The organism is Mesorhizobium sp. WSM4989, from assembly GCF_029625795.1.
Lineage (GTDB): Bacteria > Pseudomonadota > Alphaproteobacteria > Rhizobiales > Rhizobiaceae > Mesorhizobium.
The window spans coordinates 542,859-562,932 of sequence record NZ_JARTVN010000001.1 but is presented as its reverse complement, the minus strand read 5'-3'; the positions used below and the strand labels follow the sequence as shown (position 1 = coordinate 562,932).

The 20,074-nt window shown below is 64.6% G+C and carries 24 protein-coding genes; 15 read left to right on the top strand and 9 right to left on the bottom strand.

Annotated features, from left to right (window positions below):
• Positions 1–45: 45 nt before the first annotated feature.
• Complete coding sequence (locus P9217_RS02910; protein ID WP_082954124.1) at positions 46–201, bottom strand: hypothetical protein; 156 nt, start codon at positions 199–201, stop codon at positions 46–48.
• Between the two features lie 125 nt (positions 202–326).
• Here P9217_RS02910 and P9217_RS02905 point away from each other — a divergent pair, with 125 nt between their 5' ends.
• A complete protein-coding gene (locus tag P9217_RS02905) occupies positions 327–509 on the top strand; it encodes a hypothetical protein (RefSeq protein ID WP_067330410.1) in 183 nt (60 codons plus the stop codon).
• Between the two features lie 250 nt (positions 510–759).
• Here P9217_RS02905 and P9217_RS02900 read toward each other — a convergent pair whose 3' ends face one another.
• A complete protein-coding gene (locus P9217_RS02900; RefSeq protein WP_127216510.1) occupies positions 760–1,728 on the bottom strand; it encodes a LysR substrate-binding domain-containing protein in 969 nt (322 codons plus the stop codon).
• A gap of 110 nt (positions 1,729–1,838) precedes the next feature.
• Here P9217_RS02900 and P9217_RS02895 point away from each other — a divergent pair, with 110 nt between their 5' ends.
• From P9217_RS02895 to P9217_RS02875, 5 genes are all read left to right on the top strand, one after another.
• Entirely contained in the window at positions 1,839–2,672 is an 834-nt protein-coding gene (locus P9217_RS02895; protein WP_066995820.1) for a hypothetical protein, read from the top strand.
• A complete protein-coding gene (locus P9217_RS02890; RefSeq protein ID WP_278086688.1) occupies positions 2,672–3,715 on the top strand; it encodes a DMT family transporter in 1,044 nt (347 codons plus the stop codon). The genes P9217_RS02895 and P9217_RS02890 overlap by 1 nt, the downstream gene beginning before the upstream one ends.
• A 5-nt stretch (positions 3,716–3,720) precedes the next feature.
• Positions 3,721–3,963, top strand: a complete 243-nt coding sequence (locus P9217_RS02885) for a hypothetical protein (RefSeq protein WP_245307741.1) — start codon at positions 3,721–3,723, stop codon at positions 3,961–3,963.
• A gap of 352 nt (positions 3,964–4,315) precedes the next feature.
• On the top strand, positions 4,316–4,756 hold the full coding sequence (locus tag P9217_RS02880; protein ID WP_066995912.1) for a MucR family transcriptional regulator: 441 nt from the start codon (positions 4,316–4,318) through the stop codon (positions 4,754–4,756).
• Positions 4,757–4,766: 10 nt separating this feature from the next.
• A complete protein-coding gene (locus P9217_RS02875; protein WP_127239799.1) occupies positions 4,767–5,048 on the top strand; it encodes a hypothetical protein in 282 nt (93 codons plus the stop codon).
• A 113-nt stretch (positions 5,049–5,161) separates the two neighbouring features.
• Here P9217_RS02875 and P9217_RS02870 read toward each other — a convergent pair whose 3' ends face one another.
• Positions 5,162–5,353, bottom strand: a complete 192-nt coding sequence (locus P9217_RS02870) for a hypothetical protein (protein ID WP_067330421.1) — start codon at positions 5,351–5,353, stop codon at positions 5,162–5,164.
• 197 nt (positions 5,354–5,550) lie between these two features.
• Complete coding sequence (locus P9217_RS02865) at positions 5,551–5,805, bottom strand: hypothetical protein (protein ID WP_127239797.1); 255 nt, start codon at positions 5,803–5,805, stop codon at positions 5,551–5,553.
• Positions 5,806–5,933: 128 nt separating this feature from the next.
• On the opposite strand from P9217_RS02865, the gene P9217_RS02860 reads away from it, so the two are divergent.
• The 6 genes from P9217_RS02860 to P9217_RS02835 all read left to right on the top strand — a co-directional run bounded on the left by P9217_RS02860 (position 5,934) and on the right by P9217_RS02835 (position 14,156).
• On the top strand, positions 5,934–7,811 hold the full coding sequence (locus P9217_RS02860; protein WP_278086689.1) for an ABC-F family ATP-binding cassette domain-containing protein: 1,878 nt from the start codon (positions 5,934–5,936) through the stop codon (positions 7,809–7,811).
• 248 nt (positions 7,812–8,059) lie between these two features.
• Positions 8,060–10,165 carry a molybdopterin oxidoreductase family protein gene (locus P9217_RS02855; protein ID WP_095826470.1) on the top strand — a complete coding sequence of 702 codons (2,106 nt, stop codon included), beginning with the start codon at positions 8,060–8,062 and terminating at the stop codon, positions 10,163–10,165.
• Between the two features lie 112 nt (positions 10,166–10,277).
• On the top strand, positions 10,278–11,057 hold the full coding sequence (gene dapB, locus P9217_RS02850; protein WP_067330434.1) for a 4-hydroxy-tetrahydrodipicolinate reductase: 780 nt from the start codon (positions 10,278–10,280) through the stop codon (positions 11,055–11,057).
• A 204-nt stretch (positions 11,058–11,261) separates the two neighbouring features.
• Positions 11,262–12,248, top strand: a complete 987-nt coding sequence (locus P9217_RS02845) for an ABC transporter substrate-binding protein (RefSeq protein WP_245430701.1) — start codon at positions 11,262–11,264, stop codon at positions 12,246–12,248.
• A gap of 164 nt (positions 12,249–12,412) precedes the next feature.
• On the top strand, positions 12,413–13,267 hold the full coding sequence (locus P9217_RS02840) for an ABC transporter ATP-binding protein (RefSeq protein WP_278086690.1): 855 nt from the start codon (positions 12,413–12,415) through the stop codon (positions 13,265–13,267).
• Between the two features lie 13 nt (positions 13,268–13,280).
• A complete protein-coding gene (locus P9217_RS02835) occupies positions 13,281–14,156 on the top strand; it encodes an ABC transporter permease (RefSeq protein WP_095826471.1) in 876 nt (291 codons plus the stop codon).
• Here the strand turns inward: P9217_RS02835 and P9217_RS02830 are convergent.
• Both P9217_RS02830 and P9217_RS02825 read right to left on the bottom strand, forming a co-directional pair.
• A complete protein-coding gene (locus P9217_RS02830) occupies positions 14,137–15,534 on the bottom strand; it encodes a sensor histidine kinase (protein WP_067330443.1) in 1,398 nt (465 codons plus the stop codon). The genes P9217_RS02835 and P9217_RS02830 overlap by 20 nt on opposite strands.
• Before the next feature lie 4 nt (positions 15,535–15,538).
• Positions 15,539–16,207: a response regulator gene (locus P9217_RS02825; RefSeq protein ID WP_067330446.1), complete on the bottom strand. Its 669-nt coding sequence runs from the start codon at positions 16,205–16,207 to the stop codon at positions 15,539–15,541.
• A 484-nt stretch (positions 16,208–16,691) separates the two neighbouring features.
• Here P9217_RS02825 and P9217_RS02820 point away from each other — a divergent pair, with 484 nt between their 5' ends.
• Genes P9217_RS02820 through P9217_RS02810 form a run of 3 tightly spaced genes read left to right on the top strand, consistent with a single transcriptional unit; the run spans position 16,692 to position 17,458 of the window.
• A complete protein-coding gene (locus P9217_RS02820; protein ID WP_066995852.1) occupies positions 16,692–16,937 on the top strand; it encodes a DUF680 domain-containing protein in 246 nt (81 codons plus the stop codon).
• A 53-nt stretch (positions 16,938–16,990) separates the two neighbouring features.
• Complete coding sequence (locus P9217_RS02815) at positions 16,991–17,197, top strand: DUF680 domain-containing protein (RefSeq protein WP_066995857.1); 207 nt, start codon at positions 16,991–16,993, stop codon at positions 17,195–17,197.
• Between the two features lie 54 nt (positions 17,198–17,251).
• The gene (locus P9217_RS02810) at positions 17,252–17,458 is read left to right on the top strand and encodes a DUF680 domain-containing protein (protein WP_278086691.1); all 207 of its coding nucleotides are present in this window, start codon (positions 17,252–17,254) and stop codon (positions 17,456–17,458) included.
• Positions 17,459–17,580: 122 nt separating this feature from the next.
• Here P9217_RS02810 and P9217_RS02805 read toward each other — a convergent pair whose 3' ends face one another.
• The 3 genes from P9217_RS02805 to purM are packed head-to-tail and all read right to left on the bottom strand — an operon-like array spanning position 17,581 to position 19,890.
• Positions 17,581–18,099, bottom strand: a complete 519-nt coding sequence (locus P9217_RS02805) for a histidine phosphatase family protein (RefSeq protein WP_067330453.1) — start codon at positions 18,097–18,099, stop codon at positions 17,581–17,583.
• Between the two features lie 7 nt (positions 18,100–18,106).
• Positions 18,107–18,814, bottom strand: coding sequence for a phosphoribosylglycinamide formyltransferase (purN, locus tag P9217_RS02800; RefSeq protein ID WP_066995863.1), 708 nt, complete (start codon positions 18,812–18,814; stop codon positions 18,107–18,109).
• Entirely contained in the window at positions 18,811–19,890 is a 1,080-nt protein-coding gene (gene purM / locus P9217_RS02795) for a phosphoribosylformylglycinamidine cyclo-ligase (protein ID WP_278086692.1), read from the bottom strand. Before purM ends, purN begins: the two co-directional genes overlap by 4 nt.
• Positions 19,891–20,074: the final 184 nt, after the last annotated feature.

The following is a 20,074-nucleotide window of genomic DNA, read 5'->3' as shown; positions in this document are numbered from 1 at the left end:
CTGGATAGGCCGGCCATCTTCCCAACAAGCGCGAGAACGGCCGATCTACCTTTTCGGCTCGACGCCCATCGCCGCCGACTGGCGCCGCAGCGACCGCCGATCGTCCGGCGGCGCGAGATCGCCGGACGCCTCCTCGATGATCCTCATCGTGACGCGATAGGCCGTGTAGCCGAACAGGCCGACGAGCAGCAGACGGATCATGACATCTCCTCGTGAGTTAACGAGGTTCAACCGGAGACAGGCGCGTTGGTTCCCGCCGGACGGCGCAACCAAACCGCCGCCGCCTCGTTTGCTTCGAAGAAAGGGGCGAACGAGAGGAGGTCGTCATGAAGAAACTTCCTGTGCTGCTGGCTCTCGCGGCAGGGCTCGGGCTCGCCGCCTGCGACAACAGCGTACAGCCCACCAAGGCGCCAAGCGACACCGTCGACAAAAACCCGCAGGTCGACAAGAACCCGGTGCCGCAATCGACCACCGGCGGCGACCAGCCCGGCACGCCGCCGAAGCAATGAGAGCGGACGATGTTGTCGGGAGACGAAGCGGCGGCGCCGCAGAAGAAGGCCGGCGCTGCTTGGGAGGAAGCTGGAAAGCGCCGGCCAAGCGGGAAAATCAGGCCCGCCGCAGGATCAAAGATAGCTGAGTCTCTCCGCCGCGTCATGGGGCGATCGCGCTAGCCGGCTACAGGTATCCGTCCAAACGCTTTGTCGGCCTTCAAAGATCGGAGAATCTCAGGGGTGTGTTTGCGTCGCTTGCGCCGCCGCGTCACGCCATCGCGGCGCGCGCCAGCGGCACGTTGGCGATCTCCAGGTCCAACTGGCGCTGCGTCAGCGCCGCTTCGGCCATGATCCACTGCTTGAACAGCTCCACCTTGCGGGCGCCGAGCGCCTTGATGGGGCTGACGAAATACCAGCCGGCGGTGTTGGGATGGTGGACCGCGAAGGGGGCGACCAGCCGCTCGGCTCGGATGTCGCTTGCCATATAGGCGCGGTTGGCAACGGCAAAGCCCATGCCGGCATTGGCCGCCTCGTAGGACATCATGCAGGAATCGAAATAGATGCTCTTGGTCTCGCCAAGCACGAAACTCGCGCCGGCAAAAGCCAGCCACGACTGCCAGTTCTGGGTGCAGGTGTCGGAGTGGAGCAGGGTGAAGTGCCTGAGGTCCTCCGGCGTCACCTTGGACAGCGGCTTGTCGCCCAGCACCTCGCGGAACAGCTTGCGGCTGCACACCGGCGTCAGGTCCTCCTTGAACAGCAGCACGGAGTTGAGGCCGGGGAAATTGCCGTCGCCATAGCGGATCTCGAGATCGTATTCGGAGGTCGCGAATTCATGCGTGGCATAGGAAGTCGAGACCCGCATCTCGATATCCGGATACTGCCGCTGGAAGGTGGCAAGCCGCGGAAACAGCCAGCGCGCCGCGAAGGTCGGCAAGACGCAGATCTTCAGCACATGCGCCTGGGATTGGCCGGTCGCCTCCATGCTGGCAGCCACGATCCGCTCCAGCGCCTCGCGCACGCGCGCCACGTAGGTCTCGCCTTCCGGCGTCAGCGACACCGCGTTGCCGCCGCGCTGGAAGATCTTGAAGCGCAGCTGGTCCTCCAGGCTCTTCACCCGCTGGCTGACGGCTGAGGCGGTAATGAACTGCTCTTCGCCCGCGCGCGTGAAGTTGCGGTGCCTGGCGGCGCTCTCCACGATTTTCAGCGAGTTTAAGTTGACCTGGCTGAGCAGACGCACGGGGTTCGACCTTTAGCTATGCTTAAAGTAGCACCAGCATTCCTAAATTTACAGGGGCGGGTGCTCAATCGACTGTTTACCAAGTGTTGCCCCCACCTTGGAGAAGTAGAATGAACGCCCATACAATCCCCGAACTGCGCTATGCGATGAGCCGTGAAGCCATCATCGGTCATGATACGGCGTGGAAAGTGTCGAGCTTCGGCGTCGCCCAGTATCTTCACGGCTACGACCCGCAACTGCTCGCCGCGATCGAGGAGGCGGCGCTCAAGCTCAAGGCCAGCCACGCCGTGCACAAGCATCTCGACCTCACCTTCATCACCGGCGCGGACCGCTACATTCCCGAGATCAAGGAACTGCTCAACGACAAGCTGCGGCTGGAACGGCTGTCCGACATGATGGGCACCAAGCTCGAACCCTATCCGCTGTCTATCGTCGGCTCGACCGTCACCTTCATGAACCCCAAGGACGGCGCCGTCGACTGGCACTGCGATGGCGTTCCGGTGACGGAACTCATTCCGCTCTCGATCAGCGATCCTCTGATCGGCGGCCATCTTGAAATCTATTGCGACGATTCCGAGACGGGGCGTGCCATCCTCGAATCCGGCAGCGACCTGCCGCGCAACAGGGTCATGCGCATCGACCACAAGATGAATTACGCCACGCTCGGCCAGTTCCTCGGCGTGCTCCATCGCACCGCGCCGATCCAGCTCGGCTCGCGGGTCACCCTGGTGCTCAACCAGCGTTCGGTGGCGAAGCCCTATGTCGACGACAACCGCATGTTCTACCTCGCCGCCGACAACGACCAGGACCGCGGCTGGGTGAACGAACTGGCCGAGGACGTCTGGACGAACCAGCTGCCGGCCTATCGCCGTCACGCCGAAGAACATCCCGTGCCGAAGCCGGCTGTCGATCCGGTCTCCGGCGGAGCCAGGGAATCGTGGTAGTGGCTGACGATCCGGCCGGTCGCCAGCCGCCTTCAGCATCGCTGAGCCTTGGCCCGCTCACCGCCGAAAGGCGCAGCGACCGTTCCAGCGCTGCTCCCCCGGTGGCGCTGGCCTTTGCCCTCGGCGCCGTGGCGCTCTGGGCGACTAACGCTTTCGTCGGCAAGACGCTGCTTGCCAATCACCCGGTATCGGAGGTGCAGTTCCTGCAGTTCTCAGGCGCCGCGCTGGTCTTTGCGCTGATCAGGTTCTTCCCTTCTCCCCTTGTGATCAAGGGGGCCGGACGGATCGCCGACGCAGGAGTTTCTTCCAACATCTCTCATCCGTCTCGGCGCTCCGTGCCGATCCACCTTGTTCCCCAAGGGGATAAGGGGAGAACCGTGCGCGCCTGCGCCGTCGGCTTCATCGGCCTGGTCGGCACCATGGCGTTGCAATACATCGCCTTCGCCTCGATGCCGGTCATCGAGGCCAATCTCGTTGCCTACACCTGGCCGCTGATGGTCGCCGCCGCCGTCATCGTGCTCGGCCGCCCGCGACGGCCGCTGCTGCTTGGACTGACCGCCGCGCTGGGCTTCACCGGCGCCGCGCTGGTGATCTCCGGCGGAGGCGCGCATCCCTGGTTCGGAGGTAGCCCCGTCGGTTATTGCGCCGCCTTCGGCTCGGCACTTTGCATGGCCTTCTACTCGCTTGCCGTCGGCCGCCTTGCCGTGTCGCCGGATCGGCTTCTGCTGCCTTCGGCCCTGATCGGCGTGGCGCTGACCTTCGCATGGTGCCTGCATGACGGCGTCGCCGCCCTGGGCGGCTTGGACCTGCTGCTCGGACTCTATCTCGGCGCCGGGCCGATGGGGCTCGGCTATTATTTCTGGTCGCGCGCGCTCAGCCTCGATCAGGGTGGGCGGCTCGCGGTCGTGGCGTATCTCACGCCGATCGCTTCCACGCTTTTGCTGGCGCTGTCGGGCGAAAGCCTGTCGATGACGGCCATGGCTGGCGCCGTCCTTGTCATCGGCAGTTGCATTGCTGTCGGCATCGAACGTCCGGAGGGCTGAAGACCATGCCAGGCATCGTACCAGGAAACATGCCAGGGAGCGGGCTTGACGACGACGAACGCCGGGCCAGACAGGAGGCGCATTGGCTGGTCAAGGAATTCGGCGCCGAGGCGCAGCTCTATGCCGCCATGAAGGCTGAGAAGGCCATCGAGCAGAAGGATTTCGGCCGCTGCGCCCGCTGGAAACGCGTGCTGGAGATTCTGGCCGACGGCCCGACCGATCTCCGGCGCGGCGTTGCCGCGAAATAAGCGACTTGCCCTAACGAATCGGGCATGATCGATTGATCAGAGAGCCAGCGCTGCTCGCAATTATTGGCTTTCCGTCCAGAATTCCAATTTTTGCAGGAATTACTCGTAGAAATTGAAGTGCTGTTGCGTCATTTCCTCGCCCGTGCAGAGCTTCGGTGCTGTAAAGTGTTTGTTGTAGGTATTAGAATTCCTAACTTGCGCGGTCGCGGCCCGCGGTGAAAACATACCTTCGGTATTGAGTCTCGCACGTTTACTGACTCTGGACGTCCGTTGGGGGACAGGTCCAATAAGATACCTAGACTAAAGTCTTAAAAACAGCTGGTCATTTGAGAGCCAGCAGAAGGTGAAAAAATTGTCCAATATCGACGACAAGACTGCAATCGAGCTGACCGCCGACATTGTTTCGGCCTATGTGGGCAACAACCCGCTTCCGGCATCCGGCCTGCCTGATCTGATCGCCAGCGTCAGCGCTTCCGTGCGCAAGCTCGCGGGGGGCGCCCCGGTGAAGGAAAGCGCGCCGCAGACGCCGGCCGTCAATCCGAAGCGTTCGGTATTCCCCGACTACATCGTCTGCCTCGAGGACGGCAAGAAGTTCAAGTCGCTGAAGCGGCACCTGTCGACCGACCATGGGCTGACGCCGGACGAATATCGCGCGAAATGGGGCCTGCCGGCGGACTATCCCATGGTGGCGCCCAGTTATTCGGCCACTCGCTCGGCGCTTGCCAAGTCTTCCGGCCTGGGCCGGAAGCCGGCCGCGGATTCCGGCAGGGGCAAGCGTAAAGCCAAGGCCTGAGCCGAAGGTCATGCTGCCCGTTACGGACGGCGCCACGCCGTCGGCCGACCGCTTTGCCGCGCTCGACGCGTTGCGTCGCAGGGTGGCCATCCAGTCTTGCGCCGATGCCGGCGAGGGGGTCAAGGCGCGGCGCGTCCTGTTTTCATTGGACCTGCCGGCCATCGATCTGCGTACCGCGCTCGACGCGCTCGACAATTTCGAGCGCGCCATCGTCGAGCATGACGACCGGCCGGTCGTCGCTGCGCGACGGCTGAGATGCCTCGCGGTCCTGGACGGCATCGTCGGCGGCTGAAAAGGCGCATGGTCAAGGCGGTTCCGAGACAACCGCGCAGCGGTTTTCCGGAATCCGGGAGGAGCGGTATTCAGCGTTAGTCCCTATCAAAGCCGGACCCGCTCGGGCCGCCTTCAATTGCGCGGCAGCTTGCGCGCCCCGGTGCCTCGATCCTGGTCGGCCGCGAGGCTGTCCGCCTCGACGGCGGTCATTTCCAGCAAATAGACAAGCATTTGATAGCGCGTGCTTGAAAGCATCTTCGCCAGCCTGCGCGTGATCTCCGCCACATATCTTAGCATGCGCAGATCGTTTGCCGCCCCGTCCATCGTGAGTTCCTAAACAAGCCAAGTTATTGTTGTTGTTCTTCTTGATCATTCTTGGCGCTTACGCGCGACTCACAGCGCAATTCCAAATTCGCAGGGTCACGACAAAAACTGAAGTCAATTTTCAGAAAGCATCAGGCCTGGGCCAAAAGCTTCGACGCGCGGCAGCCCAGAGCGGAGCTGCGCCGCCGGCCTATCGGTCATTGCGTAGGCGACGTCTGGGATTGTTTTCCAGGATAAATTTGGATCAGCAGGTGTTTCGTCGCGTCCGCCTCTGGCCTGCCGGTCATCTCCTCCACTTGGGCGGAGACTGGCAGCGTCGGCGCCGCGCTTGCCGGGCCGGTTAAGGAGAGCACTGCAGCCGTCTCGCCCTCAAACAGCACCACTTGTGTCGCCAGCGCGGCGGTCGTGGCGACCTGGAAGAAGATGAAGGCGAGGGCGAAATAGCGGATCACGGGGCTCAGAACGCTTCGGCCGGCAACTGGTTCCCTGATTGGGCTCGGGACCGGCGCCCGGAACACGGCGAGCCGTCCTCCAGGCCTGGCTCTTGCGAAGCGCCGACGTCCGGTGCAAAAGCCAGCCCATGCTTATCATCAACGACCTCTCGCTGCGCATGGCGGGGCGCCTGCTTCTCGATCATGCCTCGCTGACCCTGCCGGCCGGCACCAAGGCCGGTCTCGTCGGCCGCAATGGCACCGGCAAGACGACACTGTTCAAGGCAATCACCGGCGATTTCCCCTCCGAGACCGGCTCGATCAGCCTGCCGAAAAACACCCGCATCGGCCAGGTCGCACAGGAAGCGCCGGGCACCGAGGAGCCGCTGATCGACATCGTGCTGAAAGCCGATGTCGAGCGCCAGGCCTTGCTGGAAGAGGAGAAGACCGCGACCGATCCGCACCGCATCGCGGAAATCCACACACGGCTCGCCGACATCGATGCGCATTCGGCCGAATCCCGCGCCGCCACCATCCTTGCCGGCCTCGGCTTCGACGATGCGGCGCAGAAGCGCCCGGCTTCGTCCTTCTCCGGCGGCTGGCGCATGCGCGTGGCCTTGGCCGCCGTGCTGTTCTCCGAACCCGATCTTCTGTTGCTCGACGAGCCGACCAACTATCTCGACCTCGAAGGCACGCTCTGGCTCGAGAACTATGTCGCAAAGTATCCGCACACGGTTTTGCTCATCTCGCACGATCGCGACCTGCTCAACCGCGCGGTCAATTCGATCGTCCATCTCGACCAGAAGAAGCTGACCTTCTGGCGCGGCGGCTACGACCAGTTCGAGCGCCAGCTCACCGAGCAGCGCGAGCTGCAGGAAAAGAGCCGCGTCAAGCAGGAAGCGCAGCGCAAGCATATGGAATCCTTCGTCGAGCGTTTTCGCGCCAAGGCCTCGAAGGCCAGGCAGGCGCAATCGCGGCTGAAGGCGCTGGAGAAGATGAAGCCGATCGCCGCGGTGGTGAACGACACGGTGCGGCCGTTCTCCTTCCCCGAGCCGGTGAAGACGGTGGCCTCGCCGATCGTGGCGCTCAACGGCGTCAATGTCGGCTACACCGAGGGCAATCCGGTGCTGAAGAAGATGACGCTGCGCATCGATGCCGACGATCGCATCGCGCTGCTCGGCGCCAACGGCAACGGCAAATCGACGTTCGCCAAGATGCTCGCCGGCCGCCTCAAAGCCGAGACCGGCACGATGACGGTGGCGCCGGGCCTGAAGGTGGCGATCTTCGCGCAGCACCAGCTCGACGATCTGCGTCCCGAGGAAAGCGCCTATGAGCATGTGCGCCGGCTGATGCCCGATGCGCCGGAAGCCAAGGTGCGCGCCCGCGTTGCGCAGTTCGGGCTCTCGACCGAGAAGATGAATACCGCGGCGAGAGATCTGTCCGGTGGCGAGAAGGCGCGTCTCCTGATGGGGCTCTCGGCCTTCGAGGGGCCGAACCTGTTCATCCTCGACGAGCCCACCAACCACCTCGACATCGACAGCCGTGAATCGCTGATCCATGCGCTCAATGATTTCCCTGGCGCGGTGATCCTCATCTCGCACGACCGGCATCTTCTGGAGGCGACGGCGGACCGGCTGTGGCTGGTCAAGGACGGCGCGGTCAATCCTTATGACGGCGACCTGGAGGACTACAAAACGCTGGTCACCGGCGTTTCCTCAAATCGTCGGGAACAGAAGGAGGCGGACAAGGCATCCAAGGCCGACCGTCGCCGCGAGGCCGCCGCCCGGCGCTCGGCGCTCGAGCCTCTAGCCAAAGAGATCCGCGCCACCGAGGCGCTGATGGACCGCATCCGCAAGCGCATCGACCTGATCGAGGACGAGCTCGCCAACCCGGCGATCTACGAGAAGGACCCCTCGACCGCGACGCGGCTGGCCAAGGAGCGCTCGCAGCTTGCCCACACACTTGCCCTCAACGAGGACAAGTGGCTGACGATGTCGGCGGAATATGAGGAGGGGATCGCGGAGTAGGGCGGTTCCCCTTCTCCCCTTGTGGGAGAAGGTGGATCGGCGCGAAGCGCCGAGACGGATGAGGGGTGTTGGATGGAGTGACGCGCCGAACAACAGGCGGCTTCGATCGCCCATTTCTTTGTCGTAGCGATCCTTCCAACACCCCTCATCCGACCGAGCTTCGCTCGGCCACCTTCTCCCACAAGGGGAGAAGGAGGAGCCCCATCTGGCCCTACACCTCTCCCGCAAAACCCGCTACACACCCTGGCATGAACCAGCACGCCAAGCTCGGGATCGGCCATTCGGCCTGTCCGCATGACTGTCCTTCCACCTGCGCGCTCGAGGTGGAGCTGCTCGACAATAACCGCATCGGCCGCGTCCACGGCGCGAAAGCGAACAGCTACACGGCAGGAGTCGTTTGCGCCAAGGTCGCGCGATATGCGGACCGCGTCCATCACCCCGACCGGCTGCTGAAGCCGCTGGTGCGCGCGGGCGGCAAGGGGGAGGGCGCCTGGAAGGAAGCCAGTTGGGAAGCGGCGCTCGACCTCGTCGCCGAGAAGTTCATCGCGGCCGAAGAGAAATACGGCTCGGAGACGGTCTGGCCCTATTTTTACGCCGGTACGATGGGATTGGTGCAGCGCGACGGTATCGAGCGGCTGCGGCACGCGAAGAGATATTCGGGCTTCTTCGGCTCGATCTGCACCAATCTCGCCTGGACCGGCTGGATGATGGGAGCGGGCGCTCTGCGCGGCCCCGATCCGCGTGAGATGGCGAAGTCCGACTGCGTGGTGATCTGGGGCACCAATGCCGTTGTTACCCAGGTCAACGTCATGACCCATGCGACGAGGGCGCGAAAAGAGCGCGGCGCCAAGATCGTCGCCATCGACATCTACGACAACGCCACCATGAAGCAGGCCGATCTCGGCCTGGTGTTAAAACCCGGCACCGACGGCGCGCTGGCTTGCGCGGTCATGCATGTCTTGTTTCGCGACGGCATGGCCGACCGCGCCTATCTGGAAAAATACACGGACGATCCGCGCGGGCTGCAAGAACATCTGAGGACGCGCACGCCCGAATGGGCGGCGGCAATCACGGGTCTGACAGTCACCGAGATCGAGACCTTCGCGCATCTGGTCGGCACAACGAAGAAGACCTACTTCCGCCTCGGCTACGGTTTTGCGCGCCAGCGCAACGGCTCGGTCAATATGCATGCCGCCTCATGCATCGCGGCGGTTACCGGCGCCTGGCAATATGAGGGAGGCGGCGCCTTTCACTCCAATTCCGGCATCTTCAAGCTGAATCAGGATGTGCTCGAAGGCACCGCGATGCGCGACCCGAAGGTGCGCTATCTCGACCATTCGCGCATCGGCCCGGTGCTGACCGGTGCCGAGGATGCGCTTTATGGCGGTCCGCCGGTGACGGCGATGCTGATCCAGAACACCAATCCCGCCAATGTCGCGCCCGAGCAGCGGCTGGTCAGAAAAGGTTTCCTGCGGGAGGACCTGTTCACCTGCGTGCACGAGCAGTTCATGACCGATACGGCCAAGCTCGCCGACGTCGTGCTGCCGGCGACGATGTTTCTGGAACATGACGACATCTACAAGGGTGGCGGCAACCAGCACATCACGCTCGGCCCCAAGCTGATCGAGCCGCCGGAGGGGCCGCGCACCAACCACTACCTCAATGAGGAGCTCGGCAAACGGCTGGGCGTCGGCGACCGGCCGGGCTTTGGCCTGACCGAGAAAGAACATATCGACATCATCCTCGGCAAGCGCGGGCTAGGCAGCTTCGACAGCCTGAAGGAACAGAAGTGGGTCGACCTGCAACCCGATTTCGACGACGCGCATTTCATCAACGGCTTCGGCCATGCCGACAAGAAATTCCACTTCCGGCCCAATTGGACCGGGCAGTCAGCGCCCAACCGGCCGCCGAAGAGCATGGGCTTGTTCGGACCGGTCGAGCGTCTGCCCCAATTCCCCGACCATGTCGAGCTGATCGAGGTCGCGGACGAAGAGCATCCGTTCCGGCTGGCAACTTCGCCGGCGCGCAACTTCCTCAATTCCAGTTTTGCCGAGACGCCGGTGTCGAAAGCCAAGGAAGGCAGGCCGGAGCTTTTGCTGCACCCGGAAGATGCCGCGGCGCTTGGCATCGAGGACGGCGGCCGCGTTGAGATCGGCAACCGGCGCGGCGACGTGGTGCTGCATGCCAGGTTCTTCGACGGCGTGAAGCGCGGCGTGGTGATTGCGGAAGGCATCTGGCCGAACAGTGCGCATGAGCGCGGCGAAGGCATCAACGTGCTGACCGGTGCCGACGCCCCGGCGCCCTATGGCGGTGCTGCCCTCCACGACAACAAGGTCTGGCTCAGGGCGCTGTGATGGTCTGTGGCGCGAGCTCGGCAGGTCGCATGCCCGGGAGATTAGCCGAAAACGCCCGTTGCTTCGTCATCCAAGGACGGAGCAAGGAGCGAAGCGACGGGCGAGGTGTCCCTTGCCGCAACAGCCATTGAAAATAGCCATCGCCGGCGCGCTCGGCCGCATGGGCCGGGAGATGACGGAGGCGGTGCAGGTCGATCCGCGGCTGGAGCTTGTCGCCCGCTTCCATCGACCGGGCAGCACGGGCGAGGGGCTGGTCGCGCGCGACGCGGCGCTGGCGCTTGCCGACGTCGTCATCGACTTTACCACGCCGGCGGCGTCGGTCGAACTAGCAAAGGCATGCGCGGCGCGCGGCGGTCCGGCGCTGGTGATCGGCTCCACCGGCTTAGATGGTTCCGAGCTGGAGACGATCGCCGACGCGGCGAAGACGATCGCGATCGTGCGCTCCGGCAGTTACTCGCTGGGTCTCAACATGCTGACCGGGCTGGTGGAGCAGGCGGCGCGGGCGCTTGGGGCTGACGATTGCGACATCGATATCCTGGAAGCGCACCACCGTTTCAAGGTCGATGCGCCGTCCGGAACGGCGCTGATGTTGGGCGAGGCGGCGGCGCGCGGACGCGGCGTCAGGCTGGACGAAGTGGCGCGGCGCGCTCGAAATGGGATTGTCGGCACACGCCCTGCCGGCGAGATCGGCTTCGCCGTGCTGCGCGGCGGCAGCATCATCGGCGAGCATTCCGTCAGCTTCCTCGCCGAGGGCGAGGCGCTGACGCTCTCGCACTCGGCTGGCGACCGCTCGATGTTTGCTCGCGGCGCCATCGCGGCGGCACTCTGGGTGGCCGGACAGTGTCCAGGCGAATACGGCATGCACGATGTGCTTGGCTTCGCCGCTTCGTGACCAGCGATAGCTGCGGAATTCGCTCTTTCGGCCGCTAAAATGACTGAAAGCCAGCTGAAAGCTTGGGCATGCCATGACATTTTTGCGGCGTTCGCCGCGGGATCGGTCCGGGAGCGGGCCGGCAAGGAGGAAATGCGGCGTGGCCTGGTGGCACGCCGCCCAGGTGGAGGAAGTTACGTGACCGGTTTCATCTCGAAGTGCGTCTTGCGTTCGGCGGCGCTTTCGTTTGCCATCGTCGCCGCGGGCGCCACGGCGGCATCGGCTGCCGACAAGATCACTATCATCGTCGGCGGCATGGAAAAGCAGATCTACCTGCCGGCCGTGCTCACCCAGCAGCTCGGCTACTTCAAGGATGAGGGGCTCGATGTCGAGCTGGTCAACTCCCGCGCCGGCGTCGAGGCCGAGAATGAGTTGCTGGCCGGTGCCGTGCAGGGCGTCGTCGGCTTCTATGATCACACCGTCGACTTGCAGTCGAAGGGCAAATACATCCAGTCGATCGTCCAGTTCAGCCAGGCGCCGGGCGAGGTCGAGCTGGTTTCGGCCAAGCATCCGGAAATCAAGTCGCCGGCCGACTTCAAGGGCGCCACGCTCGGCGTCACCGGTCTTGGCTCCTCGACCGATTTCCTGACGCAGTATCTCGCCGTGCGCAACGGCCTGAAGCCGGGCGACTACACGCTGCTGCCGGTGGGCGCCGGCAACACTTTCATCGCCGCCGTCAAGCAGGACCAGATCCAGGCCGGCATGACCACCGAGCCGACCATCGCCAAGCTGCTTCAGACCGGCGAGGCCAAGGTGCTGGTCGATATGCGCACGCCCGAAAAGACCAGGGAAGCGCTGGGCGGCGACTATCCGGCGGCATCCTTCTATGTCCAGTCCGCCTGGATCGAGAGCCATAAGGACGAGGCGCAGAAGCTCGCCAACGCTTTCGTCAAGACGATGAAGTATATCGCCAGCCATTCGGCCGAAGAGATCGCGGACCAGATGCCGAAGGATTATTACGCCGGCAACAAGGACCTCTATGTGCAAGGGTTGGCCGGCGGCAAGGCGATGTTCACGCCTGACGGCCGCATGCCCGCCGATGGCCCGGAGACGGTGCTGAAGGTGCTGTCGACCTTCTCGAAAAGCCTGCAGGGCAAGCAGATCGATCTGTCGAAGACCTATACCACGGCATTCGTCGACGCCGCCAAGTAGCGCCGACAGGGAGCCGGGCCTGCCGGCTCGGTCGTTGAAGAACAACAAGTTGCGCCGCTTGTCGGAATCAATTCGGCAGCGGCGCCTTTCCGGATGCCGAGGCGCGGCGGGCCCATGGGCCCGAGCCCCCAGCCATCCTCGCACCATCGCTACAGGAGTGTGCCATGCAGTTGCAAACCATGGCGGCCGAGAAATTGTCTCCGGCCGCGGCGCCGGCCGATGCCGCGATCGCCATCGACGATGTGACGCTGCGCTTCGTCACCCCCGACGGCCACATGATGACGGCCATCCGCGATTTCACCATGACGGTGGCGCGCGGCGAGTTCGCCTGCGTCGTCGGGCCGACCGGCTGCGGCAAGTCGACGACGCTCAACCTCGTCACCGGGCTGCTCAGGCCGACGACCGGCAATGTCCGCGTCATGGGCAATCCCGTAACCGAGATCAGCCGCGACATCGGTTTCGTCTTCCAGGCGGACGCGCTGTTTCCGTGGCGCAGCGTCATCGACAATGTCGCCGCCGGCCCGCTCTATCGCGGCACGCCGAAGGCGCAAGCCTATGACCGGGCGCGCGACTGGATCGCACGCGTCGGCCTTGCGCGTTTCCAGAAACACTATCCGCACCAGCTCTCTGGCGGCATGCGCAAGCGGGTCGCGCTAGCGCAAACCTTCATCAACCAGCCGAAGATTCTGCTGATGGACGAGCCGTTCAGCGCGCTCGACATGCAGACCCGCACCGCCATGCAGGACGAGCTGCTCGGCCTCTGGTCGGATCTCAAATCCTCCGTCGTCTTCGTCACTCACGATCTCGAGGAGGCGGTGGCACTGGCCGACAAGGTCTATGTGCTCACCGCCGGGCCGGGCACGGTGAAGAGTGTCTACCGCATCGACCTGCCGCGCCCGCGTGTCATGGCCGACATCCGCTACGATCCGAAATTCATCGAGATCGCCAAGGTGATCTGGAACGACCTGCGCGAGGAAGTGCAGCTCGGCCAGAGCCGCGGCCTGCAGACCGGCCATTGAAAGGAGACTTGCCATGACCGCCATCTCTCCAGCCTCTCACCAAGCCGCCCGCGCGACCTCGATCGTCGCCGCGGAAGCCCGGGCGAGGGCGCGGCTGCGCCGCCGCCATGCCTTGGTCATCGGCCTGCGGCTCGCCATCCTGATCGTCTTCCTCGCTCTTTGGGAGCTTGGCGCCGATCACGGCGTCATCGATCCGTTCTTCTTCTCAAGCCCCTCCGGCATCTGGGAGCAGATCTGGTCCTGGGTCACCGAGGGCACCTCGCAGGGGCCGCTCTGGCTGCAGATCTATGTGACGCTCGAGGAAACCTTCCTCGGCTTCGCCATCGGCGCCGTCGGCGGCATCGCCGCCGGCATCATCCTTGGCCGCAACAAGCTCCTGGCGGATGTCTTCTCGATCTACATCAAGATCGCCAACTCGGTGCCGCGCGTCGTTCTGGGCTCGGTCTTCATCATAGCGCTCGGCCTCGGCATGGCCTCCAAGGTGGCGCTGGCCGTCGTCATGGTGTTCTTCGTGGTCTTCGCCAACGCCTTCCAGGGCGTGCGCGAGGCCGACAGGGCGATGATCGCCAACGCTCAGATCCTCGGCGCCTCGCCCTACCAGATCACCACCACAGTCATCATCCCATCGGCCATGAGCTGGATCCTGGCGAGCCTGCATGTCAGCTTTGGCTTCGCGCTGGTCGGCGCCGTGGTCGGCGAGTTCCTCGGCGCCAAGCAGGGCATGGGCTTGCTGATCTCGACCGCCCAGGGCGCGTTCAACGCCAATGGCGTCTTCGCCGCCATGATTATCCTGGCGGTGATGGCGCTGGTGGTGGAGTTCATCATCACCCGTTTCGAGAACTACGTCGTCAAATGGCGTCCGGCGCCGTTCAACGAGCAGGGGGCCTGACCGCTCCAGTCGGCCTGTCCTGGGGCGCGGCGAGCGGCAGCCGGACCTCGACCCTGAGCCCGCTGCCGGCGGCCCCGCCAAGCGCAACGCTGCCGCCGGCATTCTCGACCACCTCGCGTACGATCGCGAGTCCGAGCCCGCTGCCTTCCTCGGCAGCACCGGCAATGCGGTAGAAGCGCTCGAAGACCTGCTCGCGCTCTTCGGCCGGAATGCCGGGACCGGTGTCGGTGACCGTCAGCACGCCCTCGCGACCGATCGCGGCCAGCTGGACGGTCACCGTGCCGCCGGCTGGCGTGTAGCGCAGCGCGTTGTCGACCAGGTTGACGATCATCTCGCGCAGCATGGTGCCGTCGCCGATGACGGGAACAGGTCCGGCTTCCTCGAGCCCAAGATCGATGTTGCGCTCGACGGCCTTCGGCGCATGTGTTTCCAGCACCTCGCGGGCGGCTTCGGTGAGGTCGATGCGGTCGGCACGCGGCCGGCGGCTGCCCGGCTCGGCGCGCGACAGCGTGAGCAGCTGTTCGGCCAGCCGCGCCAGCCGGCCGGAGCCTGCCTGTAGAGCCACCAGCGCCTCCTCGCGCCGGTCGGCGGCGCTTTCGCGCAGCACATAGCTCGCCTGTGTCGACATGAGCGCCAGCGGCGTACGCAGCTGGTGCGCGGCATTGGCGATGAAGCGGCGCTGCGCCGCCATCTGTGCCCGCACGCGCTCCATATAGGCGTTGAGCGCGTCGATCAGCGGCCGGATCTCGCTTTGCGCGCCCGGCACCTCGACCGGGTCGAGATCGCTGCGATCCGGCGAGCGCACCGTATCGCGCAGGCGCATCAGCGGCGCCAGCCCGCGGCGCAGGCCAAGCAGCACGAAGAGGCCGGCGATCGCCACCAGCGCCAGCTGCTGGGCAAAGGCGCTGAACCACAGCCGCTGCACCATCGCGTCATGGCCGGCGAGCGTGACGCCCACCGTGACCCTGATCGGCGAATCCGTGCCGGCGCCGATCACGGCATGGCTGAGCGTTGTCAGACGCAGCCGACGATCGCGATAGGAAGCCTCGATGCTGCCGCTCTGCGACGCCTGGGGGAGGTCGGGATATCCGGTCAGCAGCCGGCCGTTGGCGGTCTCGACCCGGTAGTAGACGCTGTCGCGGTCGCCGGTGTCGAACATCTCGATCGCCGCCGGCGGAATGGTGGCGTCGAGCACGCCTTCGGCCATCGCCACCCGCTCGGCGATCGCGCGCGCCGAGCCGACCAGCATCCGGTCGGTGACCAGATCTGCCGTCGCCAGCGCGTTGCGCTGGCTGGTCCACAGATTGACCGTCACCAGCGCGGTCAGCGGCAGCACCACCCAGGCCAGCAATTGCAGGCGGAGGCTGCTAATTTTCATGGCCCTAATCTTCATGGCGGAGCAGATAGCCAAGGCCGCGCAAGGTGGCGATCTGCACGCGCGAGCCTTCCAGCTTCTTGCGCAGCCGATGCACGTAGATCTCGATGGCGCTGGGATCGGCGTCGGTGTCGAAGTCGTAGATCGCCGTCGAGAGTGCCGCCTTGCTCACCGTGCGCCCCGCCTTGACTACCAGCTGTTCCAGCACCGCATGTTCGCGCGGCGTCAGCGAAAGCGCCGCGCCGCCGAGCGAGAACAGCCTGGTGTTGGTGTCGAAGACGAGGTCGCCGCAGGAGATGACGGGCGCTGTCCGGTCGTTGGCACGGCGCAGCTGCACGCGGATGCGCGCTTCCAGTTCCTCGATCTGGAAGGGTTTAGCCAGATAGTCGTCGGCGCCCTCGTTGAGGCCCTTCACCCGGCCGTCGAGACTGGCGTTGGCGGTGAGCACGATGACCGGCACCGGGTTGCCGCGTGCCCTCAGCCGCTTCAGCACCTCCATCCCGCCCATGCGCGGCAGGGCGAGGTCGAGGATGATCAGCGCATGGTCGCCGGCCGCCAGCGCATGCTCGACGTCCTCGCCGTCATGTACCACGTCGACGACGTAGCTCGCCTGGCGCAGCGTCTTGCTCAGCCAATCGGCCAGTTCGCGATTGTCTTCGACAAGCAGGAGCCGCATCGTCCATCGCTGTTCGGCAATGCCTCCATCCGGGTGGCGCCGGGCTTTCGCAAGCGCGGCCCGGCGGTCCGAACGGACAGTTTGAAAGCAATCGATAGTCTCGATCCGCGGACAAGGCAAACGCCGGCTGAAATCGGTTCCGTCGGTCAGCCTGGAGGCCCAATTCGCTCGCGCGATGGATAAAACCGAACGGTTCGGTTCAATTTATGTTGACGGTTCGTGTAACTCAGGTGAACGCTGGCTCGTTGTCCAGACCGTGAAACCTCGTCGGCTAACACTGCAAGTAGTTGATATTCAAACAAAAGAATGTGGCAGCCGCGCTGTTCACGCGATTTCAAGGTCGAACCGAACGGTTCGATTTGCACATCTTCGTGATTGGAAATGGCAACAGGACCGACCCATCTCGGGGTGGTCCGAGCGACGCGAATTTCCATTACGGCACGCCACTTGACGGACAGAATTTTGAAAATCTGGAGTACCTAAAATGAACAAGATTGCTCTTACCGCCGCGGTCCTTCTCGTTGCCACGGGCAGCGCCTTCGCCGGCAGCGACCATTACGGTTCCGACAACGTCAACCAGCCGGCCGTCACCCAGTCGGTTGCGCCGCGGTCGGGCGACAACATCGACCGCAGCATCACCGGTTCGATCCGCAAGTTCGAGCAGCGCGATCTCAGGATCACGCCCGATCAGAACCAGCCGGAATCCGGCCAGGGCATTTGGGGCCGCTAGGCCTCCGTCCCGAACCGATCAGAACCACAACTCTCAAATCTGGAGTAACTGAAATGACCAAGATCGCTCTTACCGCCGCTGCCCTTCTCGTTGCCACTGGTGCTGCTTTCGCCGGCTCCGACAACTACGGTTCGGCTAACGCCAACCAGCCGGCTGCTTCGGTCGACACCTCGTACACCGCTTCGGTCAAGAAGTCTGATGCGAATGTCCAGAAGCCCGTCACCCAGGGCAGCGACCGCGACCTGTTCGGCAACCACTAACCGGCCGCCAGCCCGACCTCTTCAAACTCACCCCTCAAATCTGGAGTAACTGAAATGACCAAGATCGCTCTTACCGCCGCTGCCCTTCTCGTTGCCACCGGTGCCGCTTTCGCCGGTTCCGACAACTACGGTTCGGCCAACGCCCACCAGCCGGCTGCTTCGGTCGATACCTCGTACACCGCTTCGGTCAAGAAGTCTGATGCGAACGTCCAGAAGCCGGTTGCCCAGGACGCCGACCGCGATCTGTTCGGCAACCACTAGACGGTCGATCGTCGATAGACCTGAAAGCGGCGGGTTTGTCCCGCCGCTCTGCTTTTATGGAGCCGGCTATCCGCAGGCCGGCTTGTGTCGTGACTATAGGCCCGGCTGCGCACAGAGGCGCTCTATTCCAAATCCTTCGGCCTGACGAAATGCGTCAGTCGCGCTCCGCCGAAGTCGAGGTTCGCCCAATCCTCCTTCACCGTGAACCGGGCCAGTGCCGCCGTCGGAAACTTCGCTTCGACTTTTTTGAACACGCCCTCATCCGATCCGGTGCCGGCGAGCCGCAGCACGAAATTCTGCAGGCCGGGATTGTGACCAATCACGATCAGGCTGGTGGCTTTCGCCTGCCGCACGCACGCCAGGATGGCGGCCGGCGCCGCCGCGTAGAGCTCCTCGGCGAATTCCGCTGGCCCATGCTTCGGCAATTCGGCGGCGACCAGTCGCCAGGTGTCGCGGGTGCGCAGCGCCGGCGAGACCAGTGCCAGATCCGGCAGCCAGCCGCGCCGCGAAAGCTCGCGCCCGATCAGCGGTGCCGTCTTCAGCCCGCGCGGGGCGAGCGGACGGTCGAAATCGGCGAGCTTGGGATCGTCCCGGCTCGACTTGGCATGGCGCAGCACAAGGAGTTGTCTGGGCGTCGCCATGGCAGTCCTACGGCGTGATGCGCGCCAGCTGTTCGAGGTCGGTTTCCTCGCGCAGCGGGTCGGGCGCCATCACCACTGAAGTGGCGTTGTCGGCGTCGTCGGCGAAATGGGCAAGCACGGTGTGGCCCTTTTCCATGCGCGCCTTGCCTTCGGCGACCAGCCCTAGCGCCAGCGGATAGAGCCGGTGCTCCACCTTCAGCACCCGCGCGGCTAAAGTGTCCTCGTTGTCGCCGACCATCACCGGCACGGCGGCCTGGGCGATGATCGGGCCGTCATCCATCTCGGGCGTGACGAAATGCACGGAGCAGCCATGGATGCGCACGCCCGCGCGGATGGCGCGCGCATGCGTGTCCAGCCCCTTGAAGGCAGGCAGAAGGGCAGGGTGAATGTTGACCATGCGCCCCTGCCATTTTTCGACCAGGCCGCGGCCGAGGATGCGCATATAGCCGGCCAGAGCCACGATCTCGGCGCCGAAGCCGGTAAGCGCGGCATCGATCGCAGCGTCATGTGCGTCCTTGCTCGGATGGTCGGCGCGCTGAATGACCTTGGTGGCGATGCCGCGCGACTGCGCGAGGCCGAGGCCCGCGGCGTTCGCACGATCGGAGATGACGCCGACGATCTCGGTCGGATAGGTCGGGTCGCTGGCTGCCGCGATCAGCGCCGTCATGTTGGAGCCGCGGCCCGAGATCAGGACGACCGTGCGTTTCCTGCTCATAGTTCGATCGAGCCCCGGTAGATGACGCCGGCGTCGCGGCGCGGCACGATGCGGCCGATCGGCGTCACCGTCTCGCCGGCTTCCTGCAGCACCGCCGCCACCTGCGCCGCCTGGCCGGAAGCAACGGCGAGAATCATGCCGATGCCGCAGTTGAAGGTGCGCATCATTTCTTGCGACGCGACGCCGCCGGTCCTGGCGAGCCACGAGAATACCGGCGGTACGTCGATCGCTTCGAGGTCGAGCTCGGCGGAGAAATCCTTGGGCAGCACGCGCGGAATGTTTTCCGGAAAACCGCCGCCGGTGATATGAGCAAGCGCCTTGATGCCATGCGTGTTGCGGATCGCCTTTAGGATCGACTTCACGTAGATGCGCGTCGGCTCGAGCAGCGCTTCGGCGAGGCTGAGCTCATCGTTGAACGGCGCAGGATCGCTCCAGCCAAGTCCGCTCGCGGCAACGATGCGGCGCACCAGCGAAAAGCCGTTGGAGTGGAGGCCGGAGGAGGCGAGGCCAAGCAGCACGTCGCCCTCGACGATGTCGTCGGTGGGCAGCAACTGGCCGCGCTCGGCCGCGCCCACGGCAAAGCCGGCAAGGTCGTAATCCTTGTCGTGATACATGCCGGGCATCTCGGCGGTCTCGCCGCCGATCAGCGCGCAGCCGGCCTGACGGCAGCCTTGCGCGATGCCGCCGACGATGGACGCGCCCTGGTCCGGATCGAGCTTGCCGGTGGCGAAATAGTCGAGGAAGAACAGCGGCTCGGCGCCCTGCACGACGATATCGTTGACGCACATGGCGACGAGGTCGATGCCGATCGTATCGTGCTTGCCGGAATCGATGGCGATCTTGAGCTTGGTGCCGACCCCGTCATTGGCCGCGACCAGCACCGGATCGGTGAAGCCGGCGGCTTTCAAATCGAACAGGCCGCCGAAGCCGCCGATCTCGCCGTCGGCGCCCGGCCGGCGCGTCGCGCGCACGAGCGGCTTGATCTTCTCGACCATGAGATTGCCGGCATCGATATCGACGCCCGCCTCGGCATAGGTGAGCCCGTTCTTGCGCTTGGCCTTGTCGCCGTTGCTCATCTTCGGCTCATCCCTGTTTCCATTGCGGGCTCATCGCATGAATGGTTTCGAGGGGCAAGGCGCGTGAGAGCCAATCTCCCCCCTTGAGGGCCCCTTGAGGGGGAGATGTCGCCGGAGGCGACAGAGGGGGTCGCCTCGCGTGGAGCTCCAGCGCCTTGTGCGCCAGAGACCATCTTCCCCCTCG